Annotated in this window: 19 protein-coding genes; 11 read left to right on the top strand and 8 right to left on the bottom strand. The window is 59.7% G+C overall.

What is annotated here, in order from left to right; translation table 11 throughout:
* Nucleotides 1-24: 24 nt before the first annotated feature.
* Nucleotides 25-1,116 (bottom strand): glucokinase, encoded by a 1,092-nt coding sequence (locus QEH57_RS15570; RefSeq protein WP_309007685.1) that lies wholly within the window; start codon nt 1,114-1,116, stop codon nt 25-27.
* 115 nt (nt 1,117-1,231) lie between these two features.
* Here QEH57_RS15570 and QEH57_RS15575 point away from each other — a divergent pair, with 115 nt between their 5' ends.
* The gene (locus tag QEH57_RS15575) at nt 1,232-1,504 is read left to right on the top strand and encodes a DUF1294 domain-containing protein (protein ID WP_309007686.1); all 273 of its coding nucleotides are present in this window, start codon (nt 1,232-1,234) and stop codon (nt 1,502-1,504) included.
* Between the two features lies 1 nt (nt 1,505).
* Here the strand turns inward: QEH57_RS15575 and QEH57_RS15580 are convergent, their stop codons facing one another.
* The 3 genes from QEH57_RS15580 to glgB are packed head-to-tail and all read right to left on the bottom strand — an operon-like array spanning nt 1,506 to nt 4,813.
* The gene (locus tag QEH57_RS15580; RefSeq protein WP_309007687.1) at nt 1,506-2,042 is read right to left on the bottom strand and encodes an SRPBCC family protein; all 537 of its coding nucleotides are present in this window, start codon (nt 2,040-2,042) and stop codon (nt 1,506-1,508) included.
* Between the two features lie 60 nt (nt 2,043-2,102).
* Nucleotides 2,103-2,567, bottom strand: a complete 465-nt coding sequence (locus QEH57_RS15585; protein ID WP_309007732.1) for a gluconokinase — start codon at nt 2,565-2,567, stop codon at nt 2,103-2,105.
* Between the two features lie 35 nt (nt 2,568-2,602).
* Nucleotides 2,603-4,813, bottom strand: coding sequence for a 1,4-alpha-glucan branching protein GlgB (gene glgB, locus QEH57_RS15590; protein WP_309007688.1), 2,211 nt, complete (start codon nt 4,811-4,813; stop codon nt 2,603-2,605).
* 243 nt (nt 4,814-5,056) lie between these two features.
* Between glgB and QEH57_RS15595 the strand changes: the two genes are divergently transcribed.
* The 6 genes from QEH57_RS15595 (at nt 5,057) to QEH57_RS15620 (ending at nt 12,357) form a co-directional block, all read left to right on the top strand.
* Nucleotides 5,057-7,360, top strand: coding sequence for a hypothetical protein (locus QEH57_RS15595; RefSeq protein WP_309007689.1), 2,304 nt, complete (start codon nt 5,057-5,059; stop codon nt 7,358-7,360).
* 45 nt (nt 7,361-7,405) lie between these two features.
* Nucleotides 7,406-8,665: an RsmB/NOP family class I SAM-dependent RNA methyltransferase gene (locus QEH57_RS15600; protein WP_309007690.1), complete on the top strand. Its 1,260-nt coding sequence runs from the start codon at nt 7,406-7,408 to the stop codon at nt 8,663-8,665.
* Nucleotides 8,666-8,898: 233 nt separating this feature from the next.
* Nucleotides 8,899-9,645, top strand: coding sequence for a segregation/condensation protein A (locus QEH57_RS15605; protein WP_309007691.1), 747 nt, complete (start codon nt 8,899-8,901; stop codon nt 9,643-9,645).
* A 15-nt stretch (nt 9,646-9,660) separates the two neighbouring features.
* Nucleotides 9,661-9,912 carry a hypothetical protein gene (locus QEH57_RS15610; RefSeq protein WP_309007692.1) on the top strand — a complete coding sequence of 84 codons (252 nt, stop codon included), beginning with the start codon at nt 9,661-9,663 and terminating at the stop codon, nt 9,910-9,912.
* Nucleotides 9,913-10,235: 323 nt separating this feature from the next.
* Nucleotides 10,236-10,559 (top strand): thioredoxin, encoded by a 324-nt coding sequence (gene trxA / locus QEH57_RS15615; RefSeq protein ID WP_309007693.1) that lies wholly within the window; start codon nt 10,236-10,238, stop codon nt 10,557-10,559.
* A gap of 223 nt (nt 10,560-10,782) precedes the next feature.
* On the top strand, nt 10,783-12,357 hold the full coding sequence (locus QEH57_RS15620; RefSeq protein ID WP_309007694.1) for an MFS transporter: 1,575 nt from the start codon (nt 10,783-10,785) through the stop codon (nt 12,355-12,357).
* Nucleotides 12,358-12,444: 87 nt separating this feature from the next.
* On the opposite strand, the gene QEH57_RS15625 is transcribed toward QEH57_RS15620, so the two are convergent.
* Together QEH57_RS15625 and QEH57_RS15630 are read right to left on the bottom strand one after the other, a co-directional pair.
* Nucleotides 12,445-14,934 carry a glycoside hydrolase family 2 protein gene (locus QEH57_RS15625; RefSeq protein ID WP_309007695.1) on the bottom strand — a complete coding sequence of 830 codons (2,490 nt, stop codon included), beginning with the start codon at nt 14,932-14,934 and terminating at the stop codon, nt 12,445-12,447.
* Nucleotides 14,935-15,062: 128 nt separating this feature from the next.
* Complete coding sequence (locus QEH57_RS15630) at nt 15,063-15,701, bottom strand: DUF4202 domain-containing protein (RefSeq protein ID WP_309007696.1); 639 nt, start codon at nt 15,699-15,701, stop codon at nt 15,063-15,065.
* Nucleotides 15,702-15,925: 224 nt separating this feature from the next.
* On the opposite strand from QEH57_RS15630, the gene QEH57_RS15635 reads away from it, so the two are divergent.
* Nucleotides 15,926-17,293, top strand: a complete 1,368-nt coding sequence (locus tag QEH57_RS15635) for an alkaline phosphatase D family protein (RefSeq protein WP_309007697.1) — start codon at nt 15,926-15,928, stop codon at nt 17,291-17,293.
* Between the two features lie 56 nt (nt 17,294-17,349).
* Here QEH57_RS15635 and QEH57_RS15640 read toward each other — a convergent pair whose 3' ends face one another.
* Nucleotides 17,350-19,923 carry a pitrilysin family protein gene (locus tag QEH57_RS15640; protein WP_309007698.1) on the bottom strand — a complete coding sequence of 858 codons (2,574 nt, stop codon included), beginning with the start codon at nt 19,921-19,923 and terminating at the stop codon, nt 17,350-17,352.
* Nucleotides 19,924-20,095: 172 nt separating this feature from the next.
* On the bottom strand, nt 20,096-20,539 hold the full coding sequence (locus QEH57_RS15645; protein ID WP_309007699.1) for a Minf_1886 family protein: 444 nt from the start codon (nt 20,537-20,539) through the stop codon (nt 20,096-20,098).
* A 209-nt stretch (nt 20,540-20,748) separates the two neighbouring features.
* On the opposite strand from QEH57_RS15645, the gene QEH57_RS15650 reads away from it, so the two are divergent.
* The 3 genes from QEH57_RS15650 to mog all read left to right on the top strand — a co-directional run bounded on the left by QEH57_RS15650 (nt 20,749) and on the right by mog (nt 25,618).
* Nucleotides 20,749-21,834 (top strand): efflux RND transporter periplasmic adaptor subunit, encoded by a 1,086-nt coding sequence (locus QEH57_RS15650; protein ID WP_309007700.1) that lies wholly within the window; start codon nt 20,749-20,751, stop codon nt 21,832-21,834.
* An 86-nt stretch (nt 21,835-21,920) separates the two neighbouring features.
* Nucleotides 21,921-25,031 (top strand): efflux RND transporter permease subunit, encoded by a 3,111-nt coding sequence (locus tag QEH57_RS15655; protein ID WP_309007701.1) that lies wholly within the window; start codon nt 21,921-21,923, stop codon nt 25,029-25,031.
* 44 nt (nt 25,032-25,075) lie between these two features.
* Nucleotides 25,076-25,618 carry a molybdopterin adenylyltransferase gene (gene mog, locus QEH57_RS15660; RefSeq protein ID WP_309007702.1) on the top strand — a complete coding sequence of 181 codons (543 nt, stop codon included), beginning with the start codon at nt 25,076-25,078 and terminating at the stop codon, nt 25,616-25,618.
* The last annotated feature ends 222 nt before the right edge of the window (nt 25,619-25,840 follow it).

The following is a 25,840-nucleotide window of genomic DNA, read 5'->3' on the forward strand; positions in this document are numbered from 1 at the left end:
CATTCGCGCTCGGCCCCCAGTCGCCTACGCCAACTCGTCCTTGAGCAACCAAGCCGCATGGGCAGCGCCGACCAGGGAAATCGAGTAGTCCTTAACGATGTAAACCGGGATCTTTCGCAGCACCTGCTTCACCTGCTCGCGGGCATTCTGCTCGAAAAAATAGATGAACTGGCTGCCGTCCAAGAAGTGACGCTCGTTCTTGCCCACAATGCCCCCGGCCAGGAAAAGCCCGCGTCGCGGCAGCACCGTCGCCGAGAAATCCGCAGCCACTCGGCCGTATACCTTCACGAACAGGCGAATCACGTCGCGGCAAACCGGATGGTTTTCCGCGTGGCGGGAAATCAAGGCCGGACGCTGCAAGGGCTCCGCATCCAAGATCTTGGCCAGCGTTTCGTCCACCTTCATGCCCCGCCTCACGATGAAGTAATCGAGGATCGTATTCAGCCCGCGCCCGGAAAGCAGGTCTTCAATCTCCACGATCGTATTCGCCGCGCCCTGGGCATGGGTCCGCAACTCCTCCGTCTCCAAGTCGAAGGCCGCGAAACAGGCGTGGCCGCCTTCGGACGGGAGGGCGCGATAGCGATCCCCGTCCTTCACCAGCATTCCCACGCCGAGCCCCGTGCCCGCCCCGACTATCAAGCTCACCGATCCGATCGGCTCCGGATCGCCGCCATCCGTGTGCGGCAAGTGCGTGACCTCCTCGGGATTGTTCAGGTCCAGCAAAGGCACGCCATAGCTGATCGCCTCGAAATCGTTGATAATCTTGGTAGGAAAACCGAAAGCCATCTCGATCTCGGTCCCGTCCAGGTCCCAGTCCAAGTTCGAAAGGTCGCAGCGGTTTTTCGAGATCGGCCCCGCGCCGCTGATGCCGGCAACCGAAACCTTGATCTCGGGAAACTTCTTCGCCGCAGTTTCCAGAAGCAGTCGAATCGACGGCAGGATGGAATCCACCTCCGCGCTAGGAACCACCGTCTCCAGCAAAATCTCGAACTTCCCCTCAGCCACCTTGACCAGCGCCATATTCGCGTTCGTGCCGCCAATATCTCCGGCGAGGGCGATCGGTTCACCGTTCCAGGATTCGCTGTGCCAAATGGTCTGAATTGTATTCGTTTGCATGATCGTTTTCTGGGGAAAAGGGGCGGAGAAAAAACAAATCCCCCTTGCGACTCCATAATAAAATCGCTCTTCCAAAACCACAACCACTCCGCCAAGTTACCCTCAAGAAGCAACCATGCCCAACCCGAACCAACTGATTATCCTCTTCGCCGCGCTGAACCTGCTCGCTTTCCTCCTCTTCGGAATCGACAAGCTCTTTGCCAAGGCGAGCCGCAGCCGCATCTCGGAAAAAGCCCTGCTGGTCTCCTCCGCCCTGGCAGCATCGCCCGGAGCCCTGCTCGGCATGGTCGTCTTCAACCACAAGACCTCCAAGCCGAAGTTCCGCTACGGCGTGCCCGCCCTGCTGGTCGCGCACGCAGGGATCAGCTACTGGCTCTCCTACGCCTAGGCTACCCTTCCGCCGCTTCCGCCGCAGCTTTCAGCTTAGCCAAGCCGTGGTCGAACATCGGAGCGATCATGTCCGGCATCATCCAAGCCAAGTAACCGCCCACTACCGGAGCCGGCACCTCGCCCGCCATCTGCCAGGTCACCACCAGCCCGTTCGGGCTCTTGTCATAGGTGATCGACGAGGTATTCGCAAAGGCGTCCTCGTTGAACAAAAGATCGAAGGTAACTCCCCTCTCCGGATCCGCTTCCGTAAACACCAAGCGTCCGTCCCCATCCGTTCCGACCCAACTCTGCGAAGCGCCCACACCCTTGGTCTGTTCGCCAAGCGTCACTTGCAAGGCCTCGTCCGCATCCTTCCACGGTCCCCAAACCGGCCACTGCTCCAAGTCGCCGACCAGCGAATACACTTTCTCAGGAGAAGCCTGCACCACGATCGAGCGCGAAACCGTAAACTCCTTCGAAAGGAAAAAACCGAGCACGATGGCGGCAACGAAAAGCAGGGAAAAAACGGAAAAAACGACGAGGAAGAACTTTCTCATTCCTTCCGTTCTGGACGATTACGAAGCGCTAGCAATGCGAAACCGCCCCCTAGAAATTTTCTAAAGTTCCGCCAAGGCTTTCGCTACGATCTCTTCGATCGGTAGTCGAATATCCACTACGACCGCGTCCTCCGGCTCTTCCAAAGCCTCGAGCTGCGAATCCACCAAGCTCGTCGGCATGAAATGGTCCTTCCGCTGCCCCACCCGCTCGAGTATCGTGTCCCGATCCCCCTTCAGGTAGAGCCAACTCGCGCCCGGCAAGCCCGCCTCCAACGCATCGCGATACCGCTGCTTCAGGGCGCTGCAAGCCAGCACCACCGAATCGCCCTTCTCCAGACGAGAGCGGAGCTCGGCGTTCAAGACCTCCAGCCAGCCAGCCCGGTCCTCGTCGGTCAAAGGAATGCCGGCGCTCATCTTGTCGACGTTGCTTTGCGGATGGAAATCGTCCGCATCCAACATCTCGATATGCTTCGCCTTCGCGATCTCGATCGCGATCGTCGACTTGCCGCTGCCGCAGATCCCCATCACGAAATACGCGACAGGGCCGGATCCTTGAGAACCTACCCCTCCCACTTGAAAAACAAGGTAGAAAGCGGCGGAATCGTGAACTCGCCGGATTGAGGGAAGCTATCGTACTCCACCGGTTCCGAATTCACTCCGTTCACGTTGCCGATATTGGAACCGCCATAGAAGGACGAATCCGTATTCAAAATCTCACGCCAGTGTCCTGCGGACGGCAGGCCGATGCGATACTTCTCCCGCGTCATCGGGGTGAAGTGGCCGATCACCAAGATCTTGCTGCGACCATCCGGAGAGGTGCGCACGTAGCTGATCATGCTCGAATCCGCATCCCAACAGGCGATCCAACGGAAGCTCTTGTCGTCGAAGTCAGTCAACGCCAAGGCCGGCTCGGACTTGTAGACTCGGTTCAGGTCCCGCACCAGCGATGCGATCCCGTGGTGGTCGGAGAACTCGTTGAGGTGCCACTGCAAGCTCTTGTCGTAGTTCCACTCCTCGGATTGGCCGAACTCGCTTCCCATGAAGAGCAGCTTCTTGCCTGGGTAGCCCCACATGTGACCGTAGAGGGAACGCAGCGTACGCGACTTGTCCGTGATCGAGCCCGCTCCCATCTTCATGAGCATCGAGCCCTTCCCATGAGTCACTTCGTCATGGGAGAAAACCGTCACGAACTTCTCCGCATACTGGTAAAGCATGCCAAAAGTCAGGTTGTTCTGGTGATGCTTGCGGTAGATCGGGTCCTTCTCGAAGTAGGACATGTTGTCGTGCATCCAGCCCATGTTCCACTTCAGGTCAAAACCGAGCCCGCCTTCCGCCGGCGACTTGGTCACACCGCCAAACGAAGTCGACTCTTCCGCGATCATCAGCGTGCCCGGGTAATACTTGTGCACGAGATCGTTGGTTTCCCGCAAGAAGGCGATCGCCTCCAAATTCTCGTTGCCGCCGTACTGGTTGGGAATCCACTGCCCTTCCTCGCGAGAGTAGTCGAGATAGAGCATGGAAGCGACCGCGTCCACGCGCAGACCGTCGATGTGATAGCGGTCCAGCCAGCTCAAAGCGTTGGCGACCAGGAAGCTCTTCACCTCATGGCGACCGAAGTTGAAGATCAAAGTCCCCCAGTCCATGTGAGCGCCCAGGCGCGGATCCTCGTGCTCGTAGAGACAGGTCCCATCGAAGCCGGGCAAGGCAAAGGTGTCGCGCGGGAAGTGGGCCGGTACCCAGTCGAGGATTACCCCGATCTCCCGCTGGTGCATGTAGTCGACGAAAGCCTTGAAGTCGTCCGGCGTGCCGAAGCGATGAGTCGGCGCGTAGTATCCGGTTACTTGATACCCCCAGGATCCGTCGAAAGGATGCTCCGCCACCGGCATCAGCTCGATGTGCGTGAAGCCGTGCTCGATCACGTAGTCCGCCAGCTCGACCGCAAGCTCCTTGTAGGTCAACGGACGATTGTCCTCCTCCCAGCGGCGCTTCCAAGAGGCAAGGTGCACCTCGTAGATGCTCATCGGCTGCTCGAGCGCCTGATGGTTGACCCGCTTGGCCATCCAAGCCTGGTCGTTCCAAGCATAGGAAGAATGATCGAAAACGATGGAGGCATTGTTGGGCGGCGCTTCGAAGTAGCAGCCATACGGATCGGTCTTCAAGAAGACGTCGCCATTCTTGGCCCGCAGCTCGAACTTGTAGACCTCGCCCGGCTCCAGACCGGGAACGAAGAGCTCCCAAACGCCGCTCGCCCCCAAGGAACGCATCGGATGGTAGCGACCGTCCCAATCGTTGAATACGCCTACCAGCGAAACCCGTTCCGCATTCGGCGCCCACACCGCGAACGACACCCCGGGAATCCCGTTCACCGTCTTCGGATGGGCCCCCAGCTTTTCGTAGATGCGGTGCTCGTTTCCTTGGTTGAAAAGGTACAGGTCCGAATCGCCCACCGTCGGCAAAAACGAATACGGATCGTAGAACTGGCGGATCTCGCGATTGCGTTGCTCCGCCCGCAAGCGATACGGGAAAACCATGTCGCGATCCTCGATCAACACCTCGAAGAAACCGCTCTCGTCGACCTTCTCCATCGGGTAGCGCGGCCCCGCCTCGGTACCGGCGTCGACGACTTCGCACTTATCTACCCCACTGAGAAACGCCCGCACCAAGATGCCGCGCTTCTTGCCCTTTTGGAAAGGGTGCATCCCTAAAATATCGTGAGGCGTGCCGACCTTCGCGTCGACAAACCGTTTTAGATCCTGCTTCGAAGTGTACATAAAACTGGCCAAAGAATGTGGCGATTGACTCTCGAACCCGATGCCAGCCCTGTCTCGAATAGACAAGGCAAAACCGGTCCAAGCTTGTGATAATCAGCAAGCTGTCCGCCAACATAGCCGCCTATCTCCCGCTTGTCCAATGACGGAACCGATTCCCCTCCCCGCCGTCCCAAAGCTCCTCGTCTTGGACCTTGCCAGCCACCACTCCTCCTCCCTTATTAGACAGCCTTCAAACCTGATACGATGATCGAGCTCATTCGCCACCTCCCACGCCTCACCTTGGCCGCCGCCACCCTGGCCGCCTTCGCCACCTCGCTGCGCGCCCAAGACATCGAGCTCATTCCGAGCGGGCCGCTCACCTACGACCAGAAGACCGGCGAAGTCGTGGCCACCGACGGCGCCCAGATCCAGTACGGCGAATGGCTGCTCTCCGCCGACACCATCCGCTTCAACCAGGAATCCGGCGACGCCTCCGCCTCCGGAAACGTCGTCTTCTCCCGTACCGACCTCCGCCTCGTCGCCGACGCCCTCACCTACAAGCCGAAGGAAGAGTTCGCCCGCGCCCAAAACTTCCGGGCCGGAAACGGACTCTACTACGTCGACGGCTCCCTCCTCGAAGGCAACCCCGACAACTTCCGCTTCGAGGACATCAACTTCTACCCCGGCGAGCCGGGCACCTTCCTCTTCGTGGCCCGCGCCGGCGAACTCGCCATCGTCGACCAAAACGAGATCCGCGGCAAACGCCTCTTCTTCAAAGTCGGCGCCGTACCCTTCCTGCTCATTCCCAATATCACCCAGCCGCTCGACGCCGAAACCAACCTCTTCAAGCCCACCCTCGACTACAGCGGCCACATCGGCGCCCTCGTGGGAGCCGAAGCCCTCGTACCCGTCACCGACCATATCCGCCTCGGCGGAAACGTCGCCCTCAGCTCCAAACGCGGCATCCTCGCCGGCCCCGCCGCCTCCTACTCCTTCGAAAGCGAAAGCTACACCGCCAACGGCGCCTTGATTTCTGGATACATCAACGACCAGGGCGAACCTGGCCTCGACGTCAACGGCGAGCTCATCGATTCGGACCGCTACTTCGCCGAATGGCGCCACCAGCAAATGTGGGCCGACAACCGAGCCAACATCTCCGCCTACGCCCGCTACTGGTCCGACTCCGAAGTCACCCGCGACTTCTACGAAGACTCCTTCGACCGCATGCAAGACCCAGACTCGTATCTGGAAGCCAACTACAACGCGGACAACTGGCAACTCTCCCTCTTCGCCCGCGCCGCCCTCGGCGAATTCCAGAGCCAAGTCGAACGCCTCCCCGAAGTTCGCTTCACCTACTTCCCCACCAACCTCGGCCACGGCTTCAGCCACCGCGGATTTCTCTCCGCCGCCGCCCTGCAAAAAACCGACGACAACGACCTCACCCTCAACAGCACCAAGCTCGACGCCGCCTACAGCCTCGACTGGAACCACACCCTAGCCGACGGCGTCCAGCTTCGCCTCACCGCCGGAGCCCGCGGCCTCCGCTACGAAGACGCCGAAACCTACTACGTCCGCCACGAGCTCAACGACACCGACAACACCGTAGCCGCATGGGGAAAAACCAGCGGCTCCAAGGCCTACGGCGAAATCGGAGCCGACCTCAACTTCAAGGCAAGCGCCACCTTCGACTTCAAGAACGAGACTTGGAACATCGACGGCATCCGCCACATCATCGAACCCCGCATCTCCTACCGCTACGTCCCCGAGCTCAGCTACGACAGCAGCCTAGCCATCCCGGACCAGCCCCTCTACGCCATCTACGGCCCGCCCCTCGGCCAAAGCATGCTCTACGCCGACAACGGAGCCTTCGCTAGTTACCTCCCCAACATCGACCTGCTCGATCGCCGCGACTCCGACAACATCCGCGAAGACCACAAGTTGCGCTTCGAAGTGAGAAACCGGATACAAACTCGCCAGAAAAACGGCGGTTCCCGCGACCTCGCCCGCTTCGACCTCTCCGCCGACTACTACCTGCCAGGCTCCGAATACGCCGAAGAATATTACTCCCTGCTGAACTTCGACATCGAACTCACCCCCGCCCCTTGGCTCGAGCTCGGCCTCTTCACCCGCCTCGACCCGGAAGACGGCCTCTCCGTCCAAGAATTCAACCCGCGCGTCTCCATCCAAGACGAAGGCTACTGGAAAGTTACCTTCGGCTCCCACTTCCTCGACGGCACCTCCAACCTAGCCACCGCCAACCTCAACAGCCTCAATCCTCTCTACTCCTGGCAAACCTGGCCCAACTACGGCCGCAGCTGGCCCGAGTACACCAACCTCCGCCTCGAGCAGTACTACGCCCATCTCGAATACCAGTTCTCAGAAAATCTCAAGCTCTACGCCACCACCCGCTACGACGACCAAACCGGCGTTTTCTACGAGCAACGCATCGGCATCATGCAGCGAGCCCTCGACGCCTACGGCCTCAAGTACGAGCTCCGCATCTACGACGGCGACCGCCGCGAAGACGACTTCGGCATCTCCATCGGCATCGACCTCTTCGACGAGTAAACATCCCCCCAACTTACTCTCAGTCCAAATCCACACTCACCTACCGTGCCTAAGCCACTCCTCAACGCGGGACTCAAGATCCACCGCCTGCAAAACCAGCGCCGCATCGCCTACTCCCTCATCGAGCGATCCCGCACCCTGCTCAAGCCCGGCTCCGCCTTCACCCGCGAACTGCACGAGCTCTTCCGCAAGCAAGGAAAATTCGGCTCCAAGGACCGGCGACTCTACCGCGAGCTCATCTACACCTACTTGCGCTACCAACCCTGGCTAGAGAGCAGCTACGCCAACCAAGACGCCTTCATGGACAAGCTCATCTGCCTGTCCGCCCCCACCGACGAGATCCAAAGCCTGTATCCAACCCTCCAGGACAGGAAACCGCTCGAAATCCCCGCCGATCAACGCTTCCTCTCCCTCGACCGCGACGTCGCCGACCTCGAGCTATTGCTCCCGCCCTGGTTCTCCAGCCACACCGAACGCGCCCCCACGGCCAAGTCCCTCCTCACCCTCGTTACCCGCCCGCCCCTCTGGCTACGCATCCAGAAGGATCCCAAGGAAGACCTCCTCGAGCGCCTCAAAGCCAACGCCACCCCCGCCCAAGCCGCCCAGATCGCCCGGCACCCGCTCGTTCCCGACTGTATCCACGCCCCCGCCGACTTCCCGCTCGCCAACCACCCCAGCTTCCTCGCCGGCGACGTCGAAATCCAAGACATCTCCTCCCAAATCCTCCTTCACCTCCTCAAGGACGCCCCCAAGGGCCATTGGCTCGACGCCTGCGCCGGCGCCGGAGGCAAAACCCTCCAGCTAGCCAACCTCCTCAAGCCCTACGGCAAGGTCACCGCCTACGACAAGCGCAGCTCCGCCCTGCGCGAGCTCCAGTCCCGAGCCAAACGCTCCGGACTCCCCAACATCTCCGTCCTCGACCAACGCCCCACCACCGGCGCCTACGATGGCGTGCTCGTCGACGCCCCTTGCAGCGGCTCCGGCACCTGGCGACGCCACCCCTACCTCATGCGCCAGACCAGCGAAGAAACCATCTTCGACTACGCCAAGACCCAGCTCGCCATCCTCAAGAGCTACGCTCCCCTCGTCGCCGACGGCGGCATCCTCGTCTACAGCACCTGCTCCCTCTCCCGCCACGAGAACGAGGCCGTCCAGGAAAAATTCCTCGCCGACTACCCAGACTTCCGCCACCAGCCCCTCTCCCCCCGCTTCGGCTACGAGGACAAAGGCCGCGGCATCACCGTCTATCCCGAAGACCACAACGGCGACGGCCTCTACGTCGCCACCTTCCGCAAGACCAACTAGCCGCAAGACCACCTCCCCACCCCCCTTACGTCCCCCGTTACGCAAAACGAGACCAACGTTATAGTTAATTTGCGCGCAGAAACCCGCTGGCTTCGAAACGAGATCTCCCCTTCGCCCCACCCCTCGCCGGATGGCCAACTTCGCGCTTGCCAGCCGCCCTCGCCCACACGTGAATTCACCCCGTGGCAGAGGAGAACGATCCCAGAATAAAGCTATCCGTATTTGAAGGTCCCATGGACCTTCTGCTCTTTCTCATACGCAAGCATGAGATCGACATCTACGATATCCCCATCGAGCTGGTGCTCGACCAGTACCTCGCCGTCCTCAACGCCATGAAAGAGTTCAGCCTCGAAGTCGCCGGCGACTTCTTCGTCATGGCCGCCACCCTCATGGAAATCAAGAGCCGCCTCCTGCTGCCCAAGCAAAAGCGCAGCGTCTCCGACGACGAGGAAGACGAGGACGGCGACATCGACCCCCGCTGGGAACTCGTCCACCAGCTCCTCGAATACAAGAAGTTCAAGGAAGCCGCCGACTCCCTCGACAAGCTCTCCGACCGGGCCGCCCTCCTCAAGGAGCGCGACTACAACTCCGTCAACAAGGCCGAGACGCCCCAGCGCCCCCTCAAGCCCGAAGACAAGATCTCCATCTGGAATTCCTACAACATCGTCCTGCGCCGCCTCACCGAAAAGCTGGTCGTCGGCGAAATCCAGGACGACTCCGTCACCGTGGTCGACCAGATGGAAATGCTCATCAAAAAGATCCGCACCGAGCCCGTCTTCAACTTTTCCTCCCTCTTCGACGGCCATATCGGGCTGCGTACCCTCGTCACCACTTTCATCGCCATCCTGGAGCTCACCCGCTTGCGCCGCCTCAAGGTCGAGCAAAACGAAGCCTTCTGCGATTTCGTCGTCACCGGACTCGAAGGCGGCGAAAGCCTCTCCTTCGAAGAAGAAAACGAGCTTGAACAGCCCATCCCTTAGCCCAACCTAAACGGCGTGCGAGACGAAAGCCTAGCGAACAAGCAATCACACCTGATCGGTATCGGCCTGGACAACCAGGACGGACACAAGCGGATCACCCAGGCCGAAAAATTCTCCATCGTCGGCGGATCCCAGGAAACCCACGAGCGCATGACCGAGACGGTAGTCAAAACCTTCGAAGACATGAAAAAGGCCGGCAAGCAGCTCGAATCCATCGAGAAGCAGCACCTCGCCGAACTCATCGAAAAAAATCGACCCGCGGACTAAGCGCCCATTCCGCCTCCCGCTCGCGCGAAAACGACAACCCAACTCGTCATTCACCCGCTGAAACCCACGCCATCCGGCCCCAAGGCCGACAGCTCCCTCTCCATCGAGGACGGGAACGGCAAGGAGGTGCTCAAAGCCGGAGCCGAGGACCCAGATCAAATCGTGCTTGCAACCGACTCGCAGGGGAATTCGTTGACGCTCCTCGAAGAGTACGCTCGACGCAAAAACAGCCGCGTCGGCCCGCTCGAATTCGCTCTTAGCTTCATCTGCGCGACGGCTTCTCTTGCATTCGCCGCTCTCATCTACTTTAACACGCACTAATCATGGCAGACATTATCAACCTGAACGAACAAAGCTTCGACGAAGCAATATCCACCGCAAGCGGACCGGTCCTCGTGGATTTCTGGGCGCCTTGGTGCGGCCCTTGCAAGGCTATCGCTCCTCTCCTCGAAGAGATCGCTGGCGAACTCGACGGCAAAGCCGCCATCACCAAGGTCAACGTAGACGAAAACAACGCCATCGCCGCAAAGTTCAACGTCCGCGCCATCCCTACCCTCATCCTCTTCAAGGGTGGCGAGCAGGTCGAAACCATCGTCGGCATGATCGGCAAGGACGACCTCAAGGCCAAGATCGAAGCTCACATCTAAGCGGAGCCCGCAAAAAAGCATTTCCACAGCCTCCCTTCCTCGCGGAAGGGAGGCTTTTTCATGCCCAATTTTCTCAAATTCCGGATGGCATTCTCAGATCCCGCAATCCCCATCTCCGCTCCCCTAACTCTCTGCCTGCCAAGCGCCTTTCGCATTTGACTCCCCTGCCCCCCGTTGCCGGTATCCCACTACCCCTTCACGCCACCTGCCACCCTTCCAACCCATGTCCCAGGCTCACGATTCTTCCGCGAATTCCGCCCCCGTCTCCACTCGCACCAAGATCATCTACGGACTCGGATCCGGGAACGACATGTGGGGAAACTGGTTCTACGTTTCCTTCGTCTGGCTCTTCTTCAACCAGTACCTCGGCATGTCCCCCTCCCTCATCAGCACCGCGCTCAGCCTGCGCCTGCTCTGGGACGCCATCACCGACCCCGTCTTCGGCTGGTGGTCCGACAATACCCGCACCCGCTTCGGCCGCCGCCGCCCCTTCATCCTGGTCGGCTCCATCCTCAGCGGCCTCTTCCTCCCCGTGCTCTTCATGGTCGAAGTCGGAGCCAGCGACACGGATTACTTCTGGTGGATGCTCCTCACCTCCATCGTCTTCATGACCTTCGTGAGCTGCTTCAACATGCCCTACAACAGCCTCGGGGCCGAGCTCTCCCCCGACTACTCCGAACGAAATTCCATATTCAAGTACAAAGGCAGCATCCAAAAGGTCATGGAAGTCGCCTCCTTCGGAGCTGGCGCCTTCGTCACCGCCCTCAATTGGGAAAACGCTACCGCCTCCGACGCTCCGCAAATCGTCGGCCAACTGCTCGGCACCGCCTCCACCTGGACCGGCGACCTCCTCGGCAACCTGCTCACCCTCGACTTCGCCGCAGCCTGGGCCGCCCTCGAGACGCCCTTCGGCCTGAAAACCGGGGACGGCACCGAAGAGATCAACATCGTGCTCTCCGCCCGCGTCTACGCCACCCTGCTCGGAGCCGCCATGATCGGCATCGGCCTCATCCTCTTCTTCGGCCTCAAGGAACGCTACTACGAAACCGTCAACAAGCGCCAAGCCAAGACCAAGATCGTGGCCTCCATCTGGGGAGCCCTGCGCTGTCGCCCCTTCCGCGTGCAGCTCTCCATGGGGCTCGCCTACTCCCTCGGCCTCAGCATGGTCGGCACCCTCGGCTTCTACACCACCGTCTACTTCGTCAGCGGCGGCAACCGCACCGAAGGCAACCTCTTCAACCTCAAGATGGGCATCGTCGGCATGCTCTTCGGCTTCATCGGACCTATGATCTGGGGAGTGCTCGCCTCCAAGTTCGACAAGAAACGCGTCATCCTCGTCATCCAATTCTTCGGCATCGCCGTCTTCCTCGCCACCTGGTGGCTCTACACGCCCGAGATCAAGATGCTGCAAGTGCTGGCCACCGGCTTCATCGCCCTCACCCAAGCCGGCTTCTGGATGATGTACGGATCCATCGGGGCCGACGTCATCGACTACGACGAACTCGAAAACGGAGTCCGCCGCGAAGGCGCCTTCTCCGCCTGCGGCAGCTACATCATGAAAATCGGCATGATCCTCGGCACCTTCATCACCGGCCTCGCCCTCGAAAGCACCGGCTTCGACGCCGAGCTCGGTGGCGACCAGCCCGAAAGAGCCCTTTTCTGGATACGCTTCCTCCTAGCCGCCGTACCCATCGCCGGCCTGATCACCTCCCTCGTCTTTATCGCCCGCTTCCCCCTCACCGCCGAAAAGATGAAAGAAATCCGCGCCCAACTCGAACAACGCCGCGGCACCGTATAGTCCAGCGTAGAGCGAGGTAAACGCAGCATGCCGCACACTCGTGATGCCCCAAAAAAAGGGCGACCTCCGCGGCCGCCCTTCCTCGTACTAAAGTTCCTGATACGTATCGTAAACCGACCGCGCTCTCAACGCCGCCTTTACCGCGATCGCCGTGGTCTTGATCTGCGGCGTCACCCGAATCGTCTGCGACTCGCCCGCCAGCAAATGCACGAAGTTGTCGCTATACCGGGCATCGATCCCCTTCAGCTCCAACCACGTCCAAAGCGCCGGCTTTTTCGCCGTCACCGTGACATCGAAGGAACCGCGAGCCGCCGCCTTCACCTTCACCGACAGCTGCGGATCTCCCAAGCTCAAGTGCTTCGGCCGGGCAAAGGTCACCAGGTTATCGCTCACCACCGTGCGACCGTCCTTCAGCGAAAGCTTTATCAACAAGCCCCGCTGGCCGTGCTGGGCTACGAGCTTCTTGAGCTTCAAGGTCTTGAAGACGCCCGTCGAATTCGCTCCAGAGCGGATCGACTTGGAATCGGATTCCAGCTCCTTGCCTTCCACGTCCACCACCGTCCAGCCGATCGTCAATCGCTTCGCTTCCAGCAAATCGTTCACGACATGGATGGCTACCGTGTCCGTATCCAAATCCTCGACACCGCAAACCAAGAGCGGATTGTAGAAATCGCGAGCCGCATAGTGCAAGGCCTTCCACTTGCCGAAGAAATCGAGCGACGACCAACTGGCCACCTGCCAGCAGTCATTAAGCTGCCAATACAAGGCCCCCATGCAACGAGGCTTGTTCATGCGCCAGTGCTCCACCGCGTACTTGATCGCCAGACCTTGAAGGATCTGCGTCAGCCAAATCGTATTGTCGAAGCCCACCGGAAGCCGGAACCAACTCAACATGTAGTCGATGATAGCGCTGTTTCCGATCGGACTCCGCTGGTGCTGCTCCATCACGTAAGACGTCACATTGCGCTCTTCCTTGTTCGTATACGTTTCGATCGTGCTGGGCTCCGGGAAGCTCTGAAAGCCGAACTCGCTGCAGAAACGGTGGTACGCCGTTCGATACCACTCGAAGGGCTCGCGCCCATGCCATACCTTCCACAAGTGAGCGTCTCCACAATCTGGATTCTGGGAGAACTTCCGATCCCCCACCGGCGAGTGCTCGCTCGATGGCCAATAGTCGCGCTGGGGATCGTTCTTCTTCACTATCCTTCCGATCACCTTGTCGAAGAGCTCGATATACTCATCCCATGGCATCTGCCCCGGCTCGTCGCCAAGGATCGGCGGGATATGCTCCATCTCGTTATTGCCACACCAGATCGCCAAACAAGCGTGATGGCGGATACGCTTAACCTGCTGCTCGATCTCGACCTTGACGTTATCAACCCACTCGTCGTCGAATCCTGGATACGCCGCGCAGGCAAACATGAAGTCTTGCCAAATGCAGATCCCCAATTCGTCGCAAGCATCGTAGAAGTCGTCGCGCTCGTACTTGCCGCCACCCCACACGCGAATCATGTTCATGTTCGCCTCCACCGAGGACTTCAGCAAATCGCGATTGCGCTCATCGGTTCCCCAAACGTCGAACTGGTCCGAAGGAATCCAATTCGCGCCTTTCGCAAAGAACCGGTTCCCATTCGCTTCGAAACAGAAGGACTCGCCCCACTGATCCTTTTCCCGCACCAGCTTCAATTCCCGAATGCCGATCCGCTTGCTGGTCTGGCTGATGACTTCCCCTTCGCTATCCAGCAGCGAAACCGCCACCACGTACAATGGCTGTTCGCCCAAACCGTTCGGCCACCAAAGCTCCGGAAAATCCACCTTCAGCGTTGTCCTGGCTTTGCCGCGAGCTACCGGCGCTTCGCCGCTAGCCACCACCGCTCCGTCCAAGGAGACTGTCACGAAAGCGCTCAACCGCACCCGACTCACCGACGACACCGACGCCTCCACTTCCAGCTCCGCTCGCTTGAAGCCCTTGCCTAAGCTCTGCTTCACCAGCAAGTCCGAGATCTCCGCCGTATCGAAAGCTTCGATACGCACCGAGCGCCAGATCCCCATCGTCACGATCATAGGACCCCAGTCCCAGCCGAAGTTCGACTGTTCCTTGCGAACCCATTGGCCGCCTTCCAGGCGATGGTGGTCGATACCGGTTTGCCAAAGAAAACGCTCCTTCTGCTTCGCCAGCCCGTAGGCCAAGGCCGAGGAAAATACGATTGAGATCTTGTTCTCGCCCGCTTTCAGCAGGTCTTTCACGTCGAACTCCCACTCGCGGAACATGTTGTTCGTCTCCGCCAACACCTTACCATTGAGCGTAATCTTGGCCAAGGTGTCCAAGCCGTCGAATCGCAACAACACGCGATCCCGCTCCAGCAAGCTCTCGCTCGCCTCGAAACGGCGAGAGTAGGTCCAGCTCTCCTCGCCCACCCACTGGACAAGCTTCTCGTTGTCGCGAAAGTACGGGTCCGGAATCAGCTTCTCCCGATGCAAGTCCGCATGCACGCAGCCGGGCACCACCGCTGGGATGTTAATCTTCTTGGGCCCCGCAAGCGTCCAAGTTCCATCAAGAGAAAGCGTTTCAATCATTTGTATTCGAGGGTAGGTTACAGAAACTCAGTTCGAGCCCACACCAGAGCGCAAATAATTGAAATGCTCCAGAACTTAATTCATTTGAGATTTAGCGTACGCAATCGGAAACCACTGCACCGGATCCGCTAGCTCGCCAGGGCCTTTTCCACGAGTTTCCGGCACGGCTCGTTGAGCTCGAGGGACAGGGCTGCCTCGCGGCCGGCCTCGCTCATCTTGGCCCAGCTCTTCTGCAGGATGCCGACCATCTTCTCCTCGTCCGTCTTCTCGCTGAAATCGGCAAACTGCTTCTCCAAGAAAACCAGGCAAAGCGCGTCCTCCAAGGTTTGGCACTCGGGATCCTTCTTGATCCCCTTCTTCAAGTTGAGATCCGCCACCCGAGCCTGCATGGCCTCGTCGTAGCCCATCATCTGCAAGACGTTCATCATCTTGTGGGCGTGGAACTTCTTCAAGTCCGCCCGCCAGGCCAAGTAGCCGGCCCGATCGCGGGGATAGTCCTCGCGAGGAATCATCCACCGGCAAATGTGCTGCCCGCGGGCCGCCAGCATCAAGGCCTCCGAAGCTGCCGGAGCCAAGTCCAGAACCCAACGGGTCAACTGCGTCGCGAAATAAAGCTCGTACCCGACGTTACACTTCCCGAGCGCCACCCGCTTGGGATCGTCGTCGTTGAGAAGATCGATCTCGCCAATGGTCCTGAGGAAGAGGTTCGCGTCGGCAACACGGTCCAACTGCCGCTCAAGCAAGTCTTTATCAAAGGTACGTTCCATAGCTCGACACTACAATACCGGCCACGCAAAGCAATAGCGACGAACGTTTCGTCACCCCAAAATTGCGCCCCAACGCGAGCCGACCCTAAGCCAATCCCCCAGCCTCCGTTCATTGCCCCCCGATCGCTTTGGAGCTTCCCAATTCAGGCCGCGGATTTAACACTGTTTTTAAATTTACGGCAGTTTTACAAACAGCCGGCTAACATCAACTCCCCAACACACACATGCGCATCCCGTCCATCCGCCTCGCCCTCCTCGCCAGCTGCGCCGCCCTGACCGCTCTCTCCGCCACCGCCGCGCCAAAGCTCATGCAAGGCCCCATGCTCGGCCACGTCGACCAGAGCTCCGCCCAGATCTGGGCCCGCGTGGCCGGAGAAGCCAACCTTTCCATCCTGTACTCCGAGAGTCCTCGCTTCACCGACGCCCGCGAAACCCCACCCGTGCGTGCCCTAGCCGAAAACGACTACTGCGTTCGAGCGACTATCGACGGGCTCGAAGCTGGCTCCTTCTACTACTACCAAGTGCTCGTGGACGGCGAACCGCTCGACGCCGTTCGCGAGCAGGAAGGCTACCCGCTGCTAACCGCCCCGCCCTCCGACATGGAAGTCCAGTTCACCATCGCCTTCGGGGCCGGCGCCAAAAGCGAGATCGACGGCATGCAAGCCATTTGGCTGCAGGTTCAAAACGCCCGTCCCCATGCCTTCTTCTGGTTGGGCGACAACGAATCCGCGGAAGGCCTCCCGCCAGCCTTCCAAGCCGAGCAGTACCGCAAGCAACGCAACATCCCCTTCCTTCAGCCCCTCCTGCGCTCCATCCCGCAAATGGCCACCTGGGACGGCCCTAAGCAAGACACCGCCAAGTCCTTCGACGTCTTCCAGCGCTACTGGGCCAACCCCAGCTACGGCACCCAAGAAAATCCTGGGTCGTATTTCAAATACAACTACGGCGGAGTAGACTTCTTCGTCCTCGACACCTACAGCTTCCGCGACACCCAGGAAAAATCAACTCTGCTAGGAAACGCCCAAGTCGAATGGCTCAAAGCGGAACTCGACGCCAGCGCCGCCCCCTTCAAGGTTCTGCTCAGCTCGAGCAGCTGGACCGATATCAAGGAGAACAACGACTCCACCTGGACCGCTTTCTCGCACGAACGCGACGCCTTGCTCAGCCATATCACCACCAACGACATCCCCGGCGTCATTCTCGTCTCCGGCGACAACGACCAAGCAGAGGTCAAAGCCATCCCCATGTCCCAGAAAGGTGGATACGACTTCTACGAGCTCGTCAGCAGCCCTCTCGCCCAAGACCCAGTCGCCACCTACGACGAACAGGAAGCTTCCACCATCAACATCCACGAGCCCTACGCGACTACTATGAACTTCGGGTTGCTTAGCTTCGACATGACCGGCGACGACCCAAGCTTCGCCTACGACGTGATCAACGTATTCGGCGAAAGCGTCTTCCCCACTCTCGAAGTCAAAGCGAGCGAACTCAAGAACGGCGTCGCCTCCTGGCAAACCAAGGTCGACGATCCTGCCGCCTACGCCAATGCCGCCCAACCGCCTGTCGCCCCGAGCGAAGCTGTCGTGCAATAAGGAATCCGCGGCGCCGAGACAACTAATCTCGGCGCCAGGAAAAAACGGAAAGCCCGCTACTCGACCGGACCGATTACCAACTCCACCCGATTCGCTTCCGAAAAATACTTCTTAGCGAAGGCCCGTAGCGAATCTACGGATACCGCATCGATCGACTGGTCGTAAGTCCGCCAACCATTCGCCGGCAAGCCATAGGTCGCATCCAGCACCGCTTGGCTGGCGCAACTGGAATTGGTCTGCATGCTCATCCGCTTGGCGGCCTTCAGTCGCTTCTTGCAACGGGCAAGCTCATCTTCCGCCACTCCGTCCATCACGCGACGCGTCTCCCGATCCAGCTCGACGATCACCTCTTCGAATCTCTCCGGAGAAGTGCCCGCGTAGAAGTAGAACATCGAGGTATCGAGCCCGACGATACGGGAAGAGCGAACGAAGTAAGCCAAGCTCAACTTCTCGCGCACCCGGTCGAACAGCTCGCTCGACATGCCGGAGAACAGCTCGTCCGCGACTTCGGACACGAAATAATCCTCCCCCTTCAATCCTGGCGAAGGATAGGCGTGAAAGACGATCGCCTGCTGGCGCTCCATCTTTTCGCGGTGCACGCCCGGCTCGGCCGGATTGTCGAAGGAAACGTCCCGCTGCTGCAATTCCGACGGCTCGAACTTTTCGAAGAGCGTCTGCAGCTTCGCCTTCAAGGCAGCAGCCTCGAACTGGCCGGATACGCCAATCGTCAGGTTTCCGCCCACGACCATGCGCTTCCAGAAGGCCTTGACGTCATCTAAAGTGATCGACTCCACCGTCTCCAAATCTCCACTACCGCTAATTCCGAAAGGATGCGAACCGAAGAACTTCTTGCGGAGGGTACGCCGGCCGGCCGTCACGATATCGTCGAGATGTTCCTTAATCCCAGCTAGGTGCGACTCCTTCTCGAGCTCGAAAACCTCTTCCTTGAACACGGGCCGCAGCAAAGCTTCCTCCAGCAGGTCGATCGCCAAGTCCGTATCGCTCGGCAATACTTCCAAGGCAAAGCCCAAACTGTTGTTTCCAGAGAATTCGTAGAAGCTGCCTCCGACGCCTTCGATCGCTTCCGCGACCTCCAAAGCGCTACGCTTCTCCGTGTCCTTGGTCATCATCGTCGACAGCAAAGCGGTCAAACCTTGCTTGCCCTCCGGCTCGAACAAGGAACCGGCCTGCAGCGCCACCCGGAAATGCAAGTTCGGAAGACGATTGTTCTCGCGCAGCAAAATCTTGCAGCCGTTGGGCAACACCGTTTCCTCGAAATCGAGCGAGGCCTTTTCCTGATCGGCCGCAGCCTCGCCCTTGCCGAGTTCCTCCTTCGGATTCAAGGTCACCGTAGTCAGGCGATCCCAACGTATCCACGTATCAAGCACACGCTTCAAATCTGAACTCGTCACCTCGGAAATCCGCTTCAGGTAATTGCGAGCGTAGCCGATGTCGCCGACCACCACTTCCGCCGTGCCGAGGCGGGACGCTTGGCCGGAAGCAGTCTTGCGGGAATTCACCTCGTTCACCAATAGCTGGCGACGCACCTTCTCCACGATCTTCTCCGGAAAATCCGACTCCTGCAAAGACTCCAGATAGGATCGCATCTCCGCAAGCGCGGGCTCCAGCTTGTCGGCATCGCACAACATCGAAACATAGAACACGCCCACGTTGCCCGGAGTCCAATTGGACACGTCCACGTGATGAACCAGCTGCGTCTCCTCGCGAAGGCGCTGGTAAAGCAAGGCGCTGTCCCCACTGCCCAAGGCAAGCGCCAGAGCATCGAGAGCCGGCGTGTCCGCATGCGTCAAGCCGGGCACCTGGAAGCCCATCGCCACCCGAGAGATTTGCACGTCTTCGTACAGGTCCTGGCGGCGCGCCGAAAGCTGCAAGGGCTCGTCCGGAAGAAAAACCGGAGCCAGCGAGCGGCGCTGGTACTCGCCAAAATGCTTTTCCACTGCGACTCGCATGTCCGAAACGGAAAAGTCTCCCGCCACCACCAAAACCGCGTTATTCGGCACGTAGCGTTCCTGATAGTAGCCTACCAGATCGTCCCGGGTGATCCGGTTGAAGACGTCCTTGTATCCAATAATCGGATAACGATAGGGATGCTTGTTGAAGGCCGTCTCGAAAAGGGAGTGCATGACCTTGCTGTCGGGATCGTCCTCGCCCATCGCGATCTCGCGATTGATGACCTCCCGCTCCTTGTCGACTTCCTCCGCCGGAAAGACGGATGCGAAAACCGAATCGCTCAAAACATCCAAGGCCACCGCAGCGTTCTCGGCGGGCATGTCGATGTAGTAAACCGTACGGTCGAAGGTCGTGTACGCATTGATATAGCCGCCGGATTCGTGCACCACGCGGGCGATCTCCTTGCCGGGACGCTTGTCGGTGCCCTTGAACAACATGTGCTCCACGAAATGGGAAATGCCCGACCCGAGGTGACGGTCCTCGTGCATGCTGCCCGTCTTCACCCAAACCTGCACCGAGCAAACCGGCGAGGAACGATCCGGCTTCAGCAAAACGGTCAGCCCGTTGTCCAGCACGTAGCGGTCGACGGGCTCCTTCATCAGCGGAGCGATCATGGCCTGACTCGCGTCCAGCGAGCGATTATTCGGTGAATCAATCATATCGATAAAAACTGGAGGTACGGCTTGCTCGCCCTACCCATTTGCAAACTAACTAGCGAGCTGCGGCATTTCGGGAAGCCAAACCTGGGCCCGGCCGGAGCTTCGCTACCACGCAAAGCCAGCGAGCCAAAAACCTCGGAGCCCTTTCCTTCGCCCGCGTCTCCCATCCGACCTACAGCGACTCGATCGAGCGGTAGCTCGGGCGCTTCAGGAACCGCTTCTTCGGCTTGAACGGCTGCTCGAAGGCTTCCTTGAAAGTATAGGTCGCGGCGAAGTCCTCGCGAGCGTCGTTCTCGTTCTTGCTGAAAACGCCGTACTCGATCAGGTTGAAAACCATCTCCCCGAAATCCTCGCACTTCTCAATCCCCCAGGAAGTGAGGATGTAGTAGGTCATCGGCCCGTATTGATCGAGCGCATACTCGCGAATCCCGTCGAGCAACTCCTGGCCCGAGACGTGCCGCTTCGCAGTCTTGGTGACCACCTTGCCCTGGCGCTTGCGCTCCCGGTCGATGGTGAAGTTCAAGGCCTTCTGCAAAAAGAGGTAACCATTCTTCGCGTAACGCGGATCCTCTTTGACGATGAGGCTAACAACTTCCGTAAAATCGTGCTCTTTCATTAGTGTTCACTAGCCCCCCAGATTGGTAAGCCAACTTTTCTGAAGAGAACCCCACTTGCAGCGGGTTAGACTGTCAATCTCGCAAAAAGAAAGTTGAGCCCCCAAATACTGCAGTCAATTTCCGTAACCATTCGAATCAACTGCGCGTATCATGGGGCTCACGCTATCGAAACGCCTGCATCGAAATTCGCATCGAACGACCTACCTGGATGAAAACCAACCTCACCATCGCGACCCTCATCGTAGTAATTCTGACCGCCTGGATGGTGTTCGGATCCATCAGCGCCAACGGAGAGGCCGAGGAAAAAGCGAAAGCCGCCCAAGCGGAGCAAACCGCCGAGGAGCCGCTCCCCAGCGTTCGCGTCCGCGAGTCCGTAGCCGAAGCCTTCGCCGCCAAGATCACCCTCCGCGGCAAAACCCTCCCCTCCCGAGAAAGCACCCTTAAAGCGGAAATCGGCGGCCAGATCCTCGAAATCGTGGCCCAGCGCGGCGCCCCCGTCAAAGCCGGCGACCCGCTCATCCGCATCGACCCCAAGAACCTTCCCGAGCAACTCGAGGCCGCCCAGGCCGTCCTCAAGCAGCGGGAGCTGGAATTCGACGCGGCCCAAAAGCTCCGCTCCAGCGGCTACCAGTCCGAGACCCGGCTCGCCGAAGCGGCCGCCGCCCTCGCCAACGCCAAAAGCGACCTCGCCGCCATCCGCATCGCCCTGGAAAACACCGTCGTTGCCGCCCCCTACGACGGCATCTTCAACGAACGCCTCGTCGAAGCGGGGGAATTCGTCGCCGTCGGCGACCCCATGGCCCACTTCCTCGCCCTCGATCCCATGATCGTCACCGCCGAAGCCACCGAAAAGGAGATTCAAAAGATTCACGCCGGATCCCCCGCCGTAGCCAAGATCGGCGACCGCACCCTCGACGGGCGCATCCGCTACCTTTCCAAAGCCGCCAACTCCGCCGTGCGCACCTACACCGTCGAGCTCGAATTCGCCAATCCGGACCTATCGCTCGAAGCAGGCATGACTGCCGACATCGTGGCCACCACCGCCACCCAAATGGCCCATAAGGTCACCCCCGCCATCCTCTTCCTCAGCGCCGACACCCAAGGCGAACTCGGACTCAAGACCGTCGACGACGAGAACGTCGTCAGCTTCCACAAAACCCAAATCGTCGGCACCGCCCCCGACGGCGTCTGGGTCAGCGGCCTGCCCGAAAAGGTAACCCTCATCACCGTCGGCCAAGGATTCGTCGTCCCCGGAGCCACCGTGAACGCCGTGCCCGAAAGCAGCATCCAGTAGCGGCCTCCCGCTCTGCTATCCAACCCATCCCTTCCAACCGCCTAGCTACCCACTCCTAGGTCCCAGCCCCCAATCACCGCTCGAACGTGATCGAACTCATCCTCAGCCGCAAGCGCACCGTCAACCTCGCGCTCTTCTTCATCCTCGCCGCCGGCCTCTTCGCCTACATCCAGATCCCCAAGGAGTCGGACCCGGACATCACCATCCCGACCATCTACGTCTCCATGTACATGGAAGGCATCTCCCCGGAAGACGCCGAGCGCCTCCTGGTGCGCCCCATGGAGCAGGAGCTATCCAGCGTAGAAGGCGTCAAGGAGATGACCGCCACCGCCTCCCAAAACTCCGCTTCCGTCACCCTCGAGTTCGACGCCGGCTTCGACCCCGACACCGCCCTCGCCGACGTACGCGAAAAAGTCGACCTCGCCAGCGCCGAGCTCCCCCAAGCCGCCGAGGAGCCCACCGTACACGAGATCAACTTCTCCCAGTTTCCCGTCATCGTCATCACCCTCTCCGGCGACGTCCCCGAACGCGCCCTCACCAAAATAGCCAAGGACCTCGGCGACGAAATCGAAAGCATCGGCCAAGTCCTCGAAGCCCGCGTCATCGGAGACCGCGAAGAGGTCGTCGAAGTCATCATCGACCCCACCGTCCTGCGCTCCTACAACCTTTCCCAAGGCGAGATCATCACCTTCATCTCCCGCAACAACAAGATCGTCGCCGCCGGCAACATGGACAAAGGCGAAGGCCGTTTCGCCGTCAAAGTCCCCGGCCTCTTCAAGACCGCCCAGGAAGTCATGGACATCCCCGTCAAGCGGGACGGCGACAAGGTCATCCGCCTCGCCGACGTCGCCACCGTGCGCCGCACCTTCAAGGACCGCTCCGCCTACGCCCGCCTAAACGGCGAGCCCTCCATCGGCATCGAGGTCTCCAAGCGGGCCGGCGAAAACGTCCTCGACACCATCGCCGCCGTCAAGGAGCTCGTCGAAAGCACCCGCCCCCTCTGGCCTGAAAACCTCTCCGTCACCTACTCCCAAGACAAGTCCACCGGCATCCGCGACATGCTGCTCGACCTGCAAAACAACGTCATCAGCGCCATCCTGCTCGTGATGATCGTGGTCATCATCGCCATGGGCGTGCGCTCCGCCCTGCTCGTCGGCATCGCCATCCCCGGCTCCTTCCTCGCCGGCGTGCTCTTCCTCTACGCCATCGGCTTCACCGTAAACATCGTCGTGCTCTTCTCCCTTATCATGGCTGTCGGCATGCTGGTCGACGGAGCCATCGTCGTTACCGAGTTCGCCGACCGCAAGATGGCCGAAGGCATGCCCAAAGGCCCCGCCTACGCGGAAGCCTCCAAACGCATGGCCCTGCCCATCATCGCTTCCACCCTCACCACCCTCGCCGCCTTCGCTCCCCTGCTCTTCTGGCCCGGCATCACCGGAGAGTTCATGAAGTACCTGCCGATCACCCTGATCGCCACCCTCACCGCCTCCCTCTTCATGGCCCTCATCTTCGTGCCCGCCCTCGGCGGCATCTTCGGCAAGGCCAACAACGCCGACAACGACGCCCTCGAAGCCCTCGACGGTAGAAAGCACGCCGACCTCACGAAAATAAAGGGCTTCACCGGAGCCTACGCTCGTTTCCTCAACAAAGTCATTCGCCACCCCGTCCTCCAGCTTCTCGCCCTCATCGTCCTCTTCGTCGGCGTCATCGCCACCTACGCGAAGTTCGGCCACGGCATCGAGTTCTTCCCCGACGTCGAACCGGAATTCGCCAGCATGAACATCCGGGCAAGAGGCAATCTCTCCGTCGACGAAGCCGACAAGCTAGTCCGCCAAGTGGAAAGCCGCATCCACGACATCGATGGAATCAAGTTCCTCTACTCCCGGGCCGACCCCGAGCTCCGCGCCCAAAACGTCCCCGAGGACGCCATCGGAATCATCCAATTCGAGTTCACCCACTGGGAAAGCCGCCCCTCCGCCAACCAAATCTTCGACACCATACGCGAACGCACCGCCGACCTCGCCGGAATCCACATCGAATTCGCAAAGCCGGACGCCGGGCCTCCGGTCGGCAAACCCGTCCAGCTCCAAATCAGCTCCGCCTTCCCCGACGCCCTCAACAAGGCTACCGAAATCGTCGTGAAGAAATTCGAGTCGACCGAAGGGCTCATCGACATCACCGACACCCGCGGCGTAGAAGGATTCGAATGGGTCGTCGAAGTGGACCGCACCGAAGCCGCTCGCTACGGCGCCGACATCACCCTCATCGGAAACGAAATCCAGATGCTCACCAACGGCGTGGAAATCGGCGAATACCGACCGCTCGACGCCGATGACGAAGTCGAAATCCGAGCCCGCTACCCCTTCGACGAACGAAACCTCGACCAGCTCAACGAACTAAAGATAGTCACCGAGGCCGGCCTCGCACCCGTATCCAACTTCATAACACAAAAGGCCGCCCCTCGCGTCCAATCCATCAACCGCGTCGAACAACGTCGCGTCTACAGCGTAGCCGCAGAAGTCAAGGAAGGCGTCCAACCCACCGTCATATTCGAGCAACTACGCCAATGGCTTCCGGAGTCCGGCATCGACTTCAACCAGGTCAAAGTGGACTACCGCGGCGAAGACGAAGAGCAAAGGGAAGCCGAAGCCTTCCTAGGCAAAGCCTTCCTCGTCGCAGTATTCGCCATCGCCGTGATCCTAGTCACCCAATTCAATAGCATCTACCAAAGCGGACTCATCCTCACTGCCGTGCTCTTCTCCACCTTCGGCGTCTTCATCGGCCTGCTGGTCATGGACCAACCGTTCGGCATCGTCATGAACGGCATCGGCGTCATCGCTCTCGCCGGTATCGTAGTGAACAATAACATCGTTCTCATCGATACCTTCAATACGCACCGAAAAAACATGGGGTCCTACGACGCCGCTCTACTCACCGCCGCCCAACGCCTCCGGCCCGTGCTGCTCACCACCGTCACCACCATCCTCGGCCTCATCCCTATGGTCTTCGGCATCAACCTCGACTTTTTCACGCCACACGTAGCCATCGGAGCCCCATCCACCCAATGGTGGTCCCAACTCGCCACCTCCGTCGCCTTCGGACTCGCCTTCGCAACCATCCTCACGCTTGTATTGACTCCCTCACTACTCGCCTGCGAGGACAACATTAAGCGTCGCTTCCGACTCAAACGAGACTAACCACCATTTGCCCACCCGCGTAACCTGCGGGCGACCATTAGACCATGTCACAATCTTCCACCGCACGTATCGGCGTCATCAACATCTCGGACCGAGCCTCCCAAGGCATCTACGAAGACATCCCAGGCAAAGCCTGCCTAGAGCTCCTCAAAGAATGGCTCACCACCGAATTCGAGGTTTCCTACGCTGTCGTGCCGGACGAGCAGGACCAAATCGAAGCCACCCTGAAAAAATTCGCCGACGAAGACGGCTGTAGTCTAATCGTCACTACCGGCGGCACGGGGCCCGCTCCTCGCGATATCACCCCCGAAGCCACGGAAGCCGTCTGCGAACGCATGTTTCCCGGCTTCGGCGAACTCATGCGCTCCGCCTCGCTCAAGTACGTGCCTACCGCCATCCTCTCCCGCCAAACCGCCGGCACCCGCGGAAAAAGCCTCATCGTCAACCTCCCCGGCAAGCCCAAAGCCATCCGCGAGAACCTCGAAGCCGTCTTCCCCGCCATCCCCTATTGCATCGACCTCATCGGCGGAGCCCGCCTCGAAACCAACCAAACCACCATGAAAGCCTTCCGCCCCAAAGGAGCGTGAACTGATGCGAGACAAGATTCCCGACGAGCGAAGGCGAAACGATTCGCGCTAGGTGTAAACCCGTTCAAATCCTTTACAGATCACGGTAGATTTTTGCTTATGAACGCAATTACTCATTGCGTTTTTAGATCCTGATAGGAAACAACTTACAAAACCTATACGCTCAAATCCCAAATCCGGCAAACCATGTGCTAAAGGTTCGCAAAACCTTTAAACAAATAC

This window comes from Pelagicoccus sp. SDUM812005, assembly GCF_031127875.1.
In the GTDB taxonomy this organism is placed as follows: Bacteria; Verrucomicrobiota; Verrucomicrobiia; order Opitutales; family Opitutaceae; genus Pelagicoccus.

Coding starts and splice junctions, on each gene's coding strand:
- QEH57_RS15570 (WP_309007685.1), bottom strand. CDS start 1,116: ATGCAAACGAATACAATTCAGACCATTTGGCACAGCGAATCCTGGAAC.
- QEH57_RS15575 (WP_309007686.1), top strand. CDS start 1,232: ATGCCCAACCCGAACCAACTGATTATCCTCTTCGCCGCGCTGAACCTG.
- QEH57_RS15580 (WP_309007687.1), bottom strand. CDS start 2,042: ATGAGAAAGTTCTTCCTCGTCGTTTTTTCCGTTTTTTCCCTGCTTTTC.
- QEH57_RS15585 (WP_309007732.1), bottom strand. CDS start 2,567: ATGGGGATCTGCGGCAGCGGCAAGTCGACGATCGCGATCGAGATCGCG.
- glgB (WP_309007688.1), bottom strand. CDS start 4,813: ATGTACACTTCGAAGCAGGATCTAAAACGGTTTGTCGACGCGAAGGTC.
- QEH57_RS15595 (WP_309007689.1), top strand. CDS start 5,057: ATGATCGAGCTCATTCGCCACCTCCCACGCCTCACCTTGGCCGCCGCC.
- QEH57_RS15605 (WP_309007691.1), top strand. CDS start 8,899: ATGGACCTTCTGCTCTTTCTCATACGCAAGCATGAGATCGACATCTAC.
- trxA (WP_309007693.1), top strand. CDS start 10,236: ATGGCAGACATTATCAACCTGAACGAACAAAGCTTCGACGAAGCAATA.
- QEH57_RS15620 (WP_309007694.1), top strand. CDS start 10,783: ATGTCCCAGGCTCACGATTCTTCCGCGAATTCCGCCCCCGTCTCCACT.
- QEH57_RS15625 (WP_309007695.1), bottom strand. CDS start 14,934: ATGATTGAAACGCTTTCTCTTGATGGAACTTGGACGCTTGCGGGGCCC.
- QEH57_RS15630 (WP_309007696.1), bottom strand. CDS start 15,701: ATGGAACGTACCTTTGATAAAGACTTGCTTGAGCGGCAGTTGGACCGT.
- QEH57_RS15635 (WP_309007697.1), top strand. CDS start 15,926: ATGCGCATCCCGTCCATCCGCCTCGCCCTCCTCGCCAGCTGCGCCGCC.
- QEH57_RS15640 (WP_309007698.1), bottom strand. CDS start 19,923: ATGATTGATTCACCGAATAATCGCTCGCTGGACGCGAGTCAGGCCATG.
- QEH57_RS15645 (WP_309007699.1), bottom strand. CDS start 20,539: ATGAAAGAGCACGATTTTACGGAAGTTGTTAGCCTCATCGTCAAAGAG.
- QEH57_RS15650 (WP_309007700.1), top strand. CDS start 20,749: ATGAAAACCAACCTCACCATCGCGACCCTCATCGTAGTAATTCTGACC.
- mog (WP_309007702.1), top strand. CDS start 25,076: ATGTCACAATCTTCCACCGCACGTATCGGCGTCATCAACATCTCGGAC.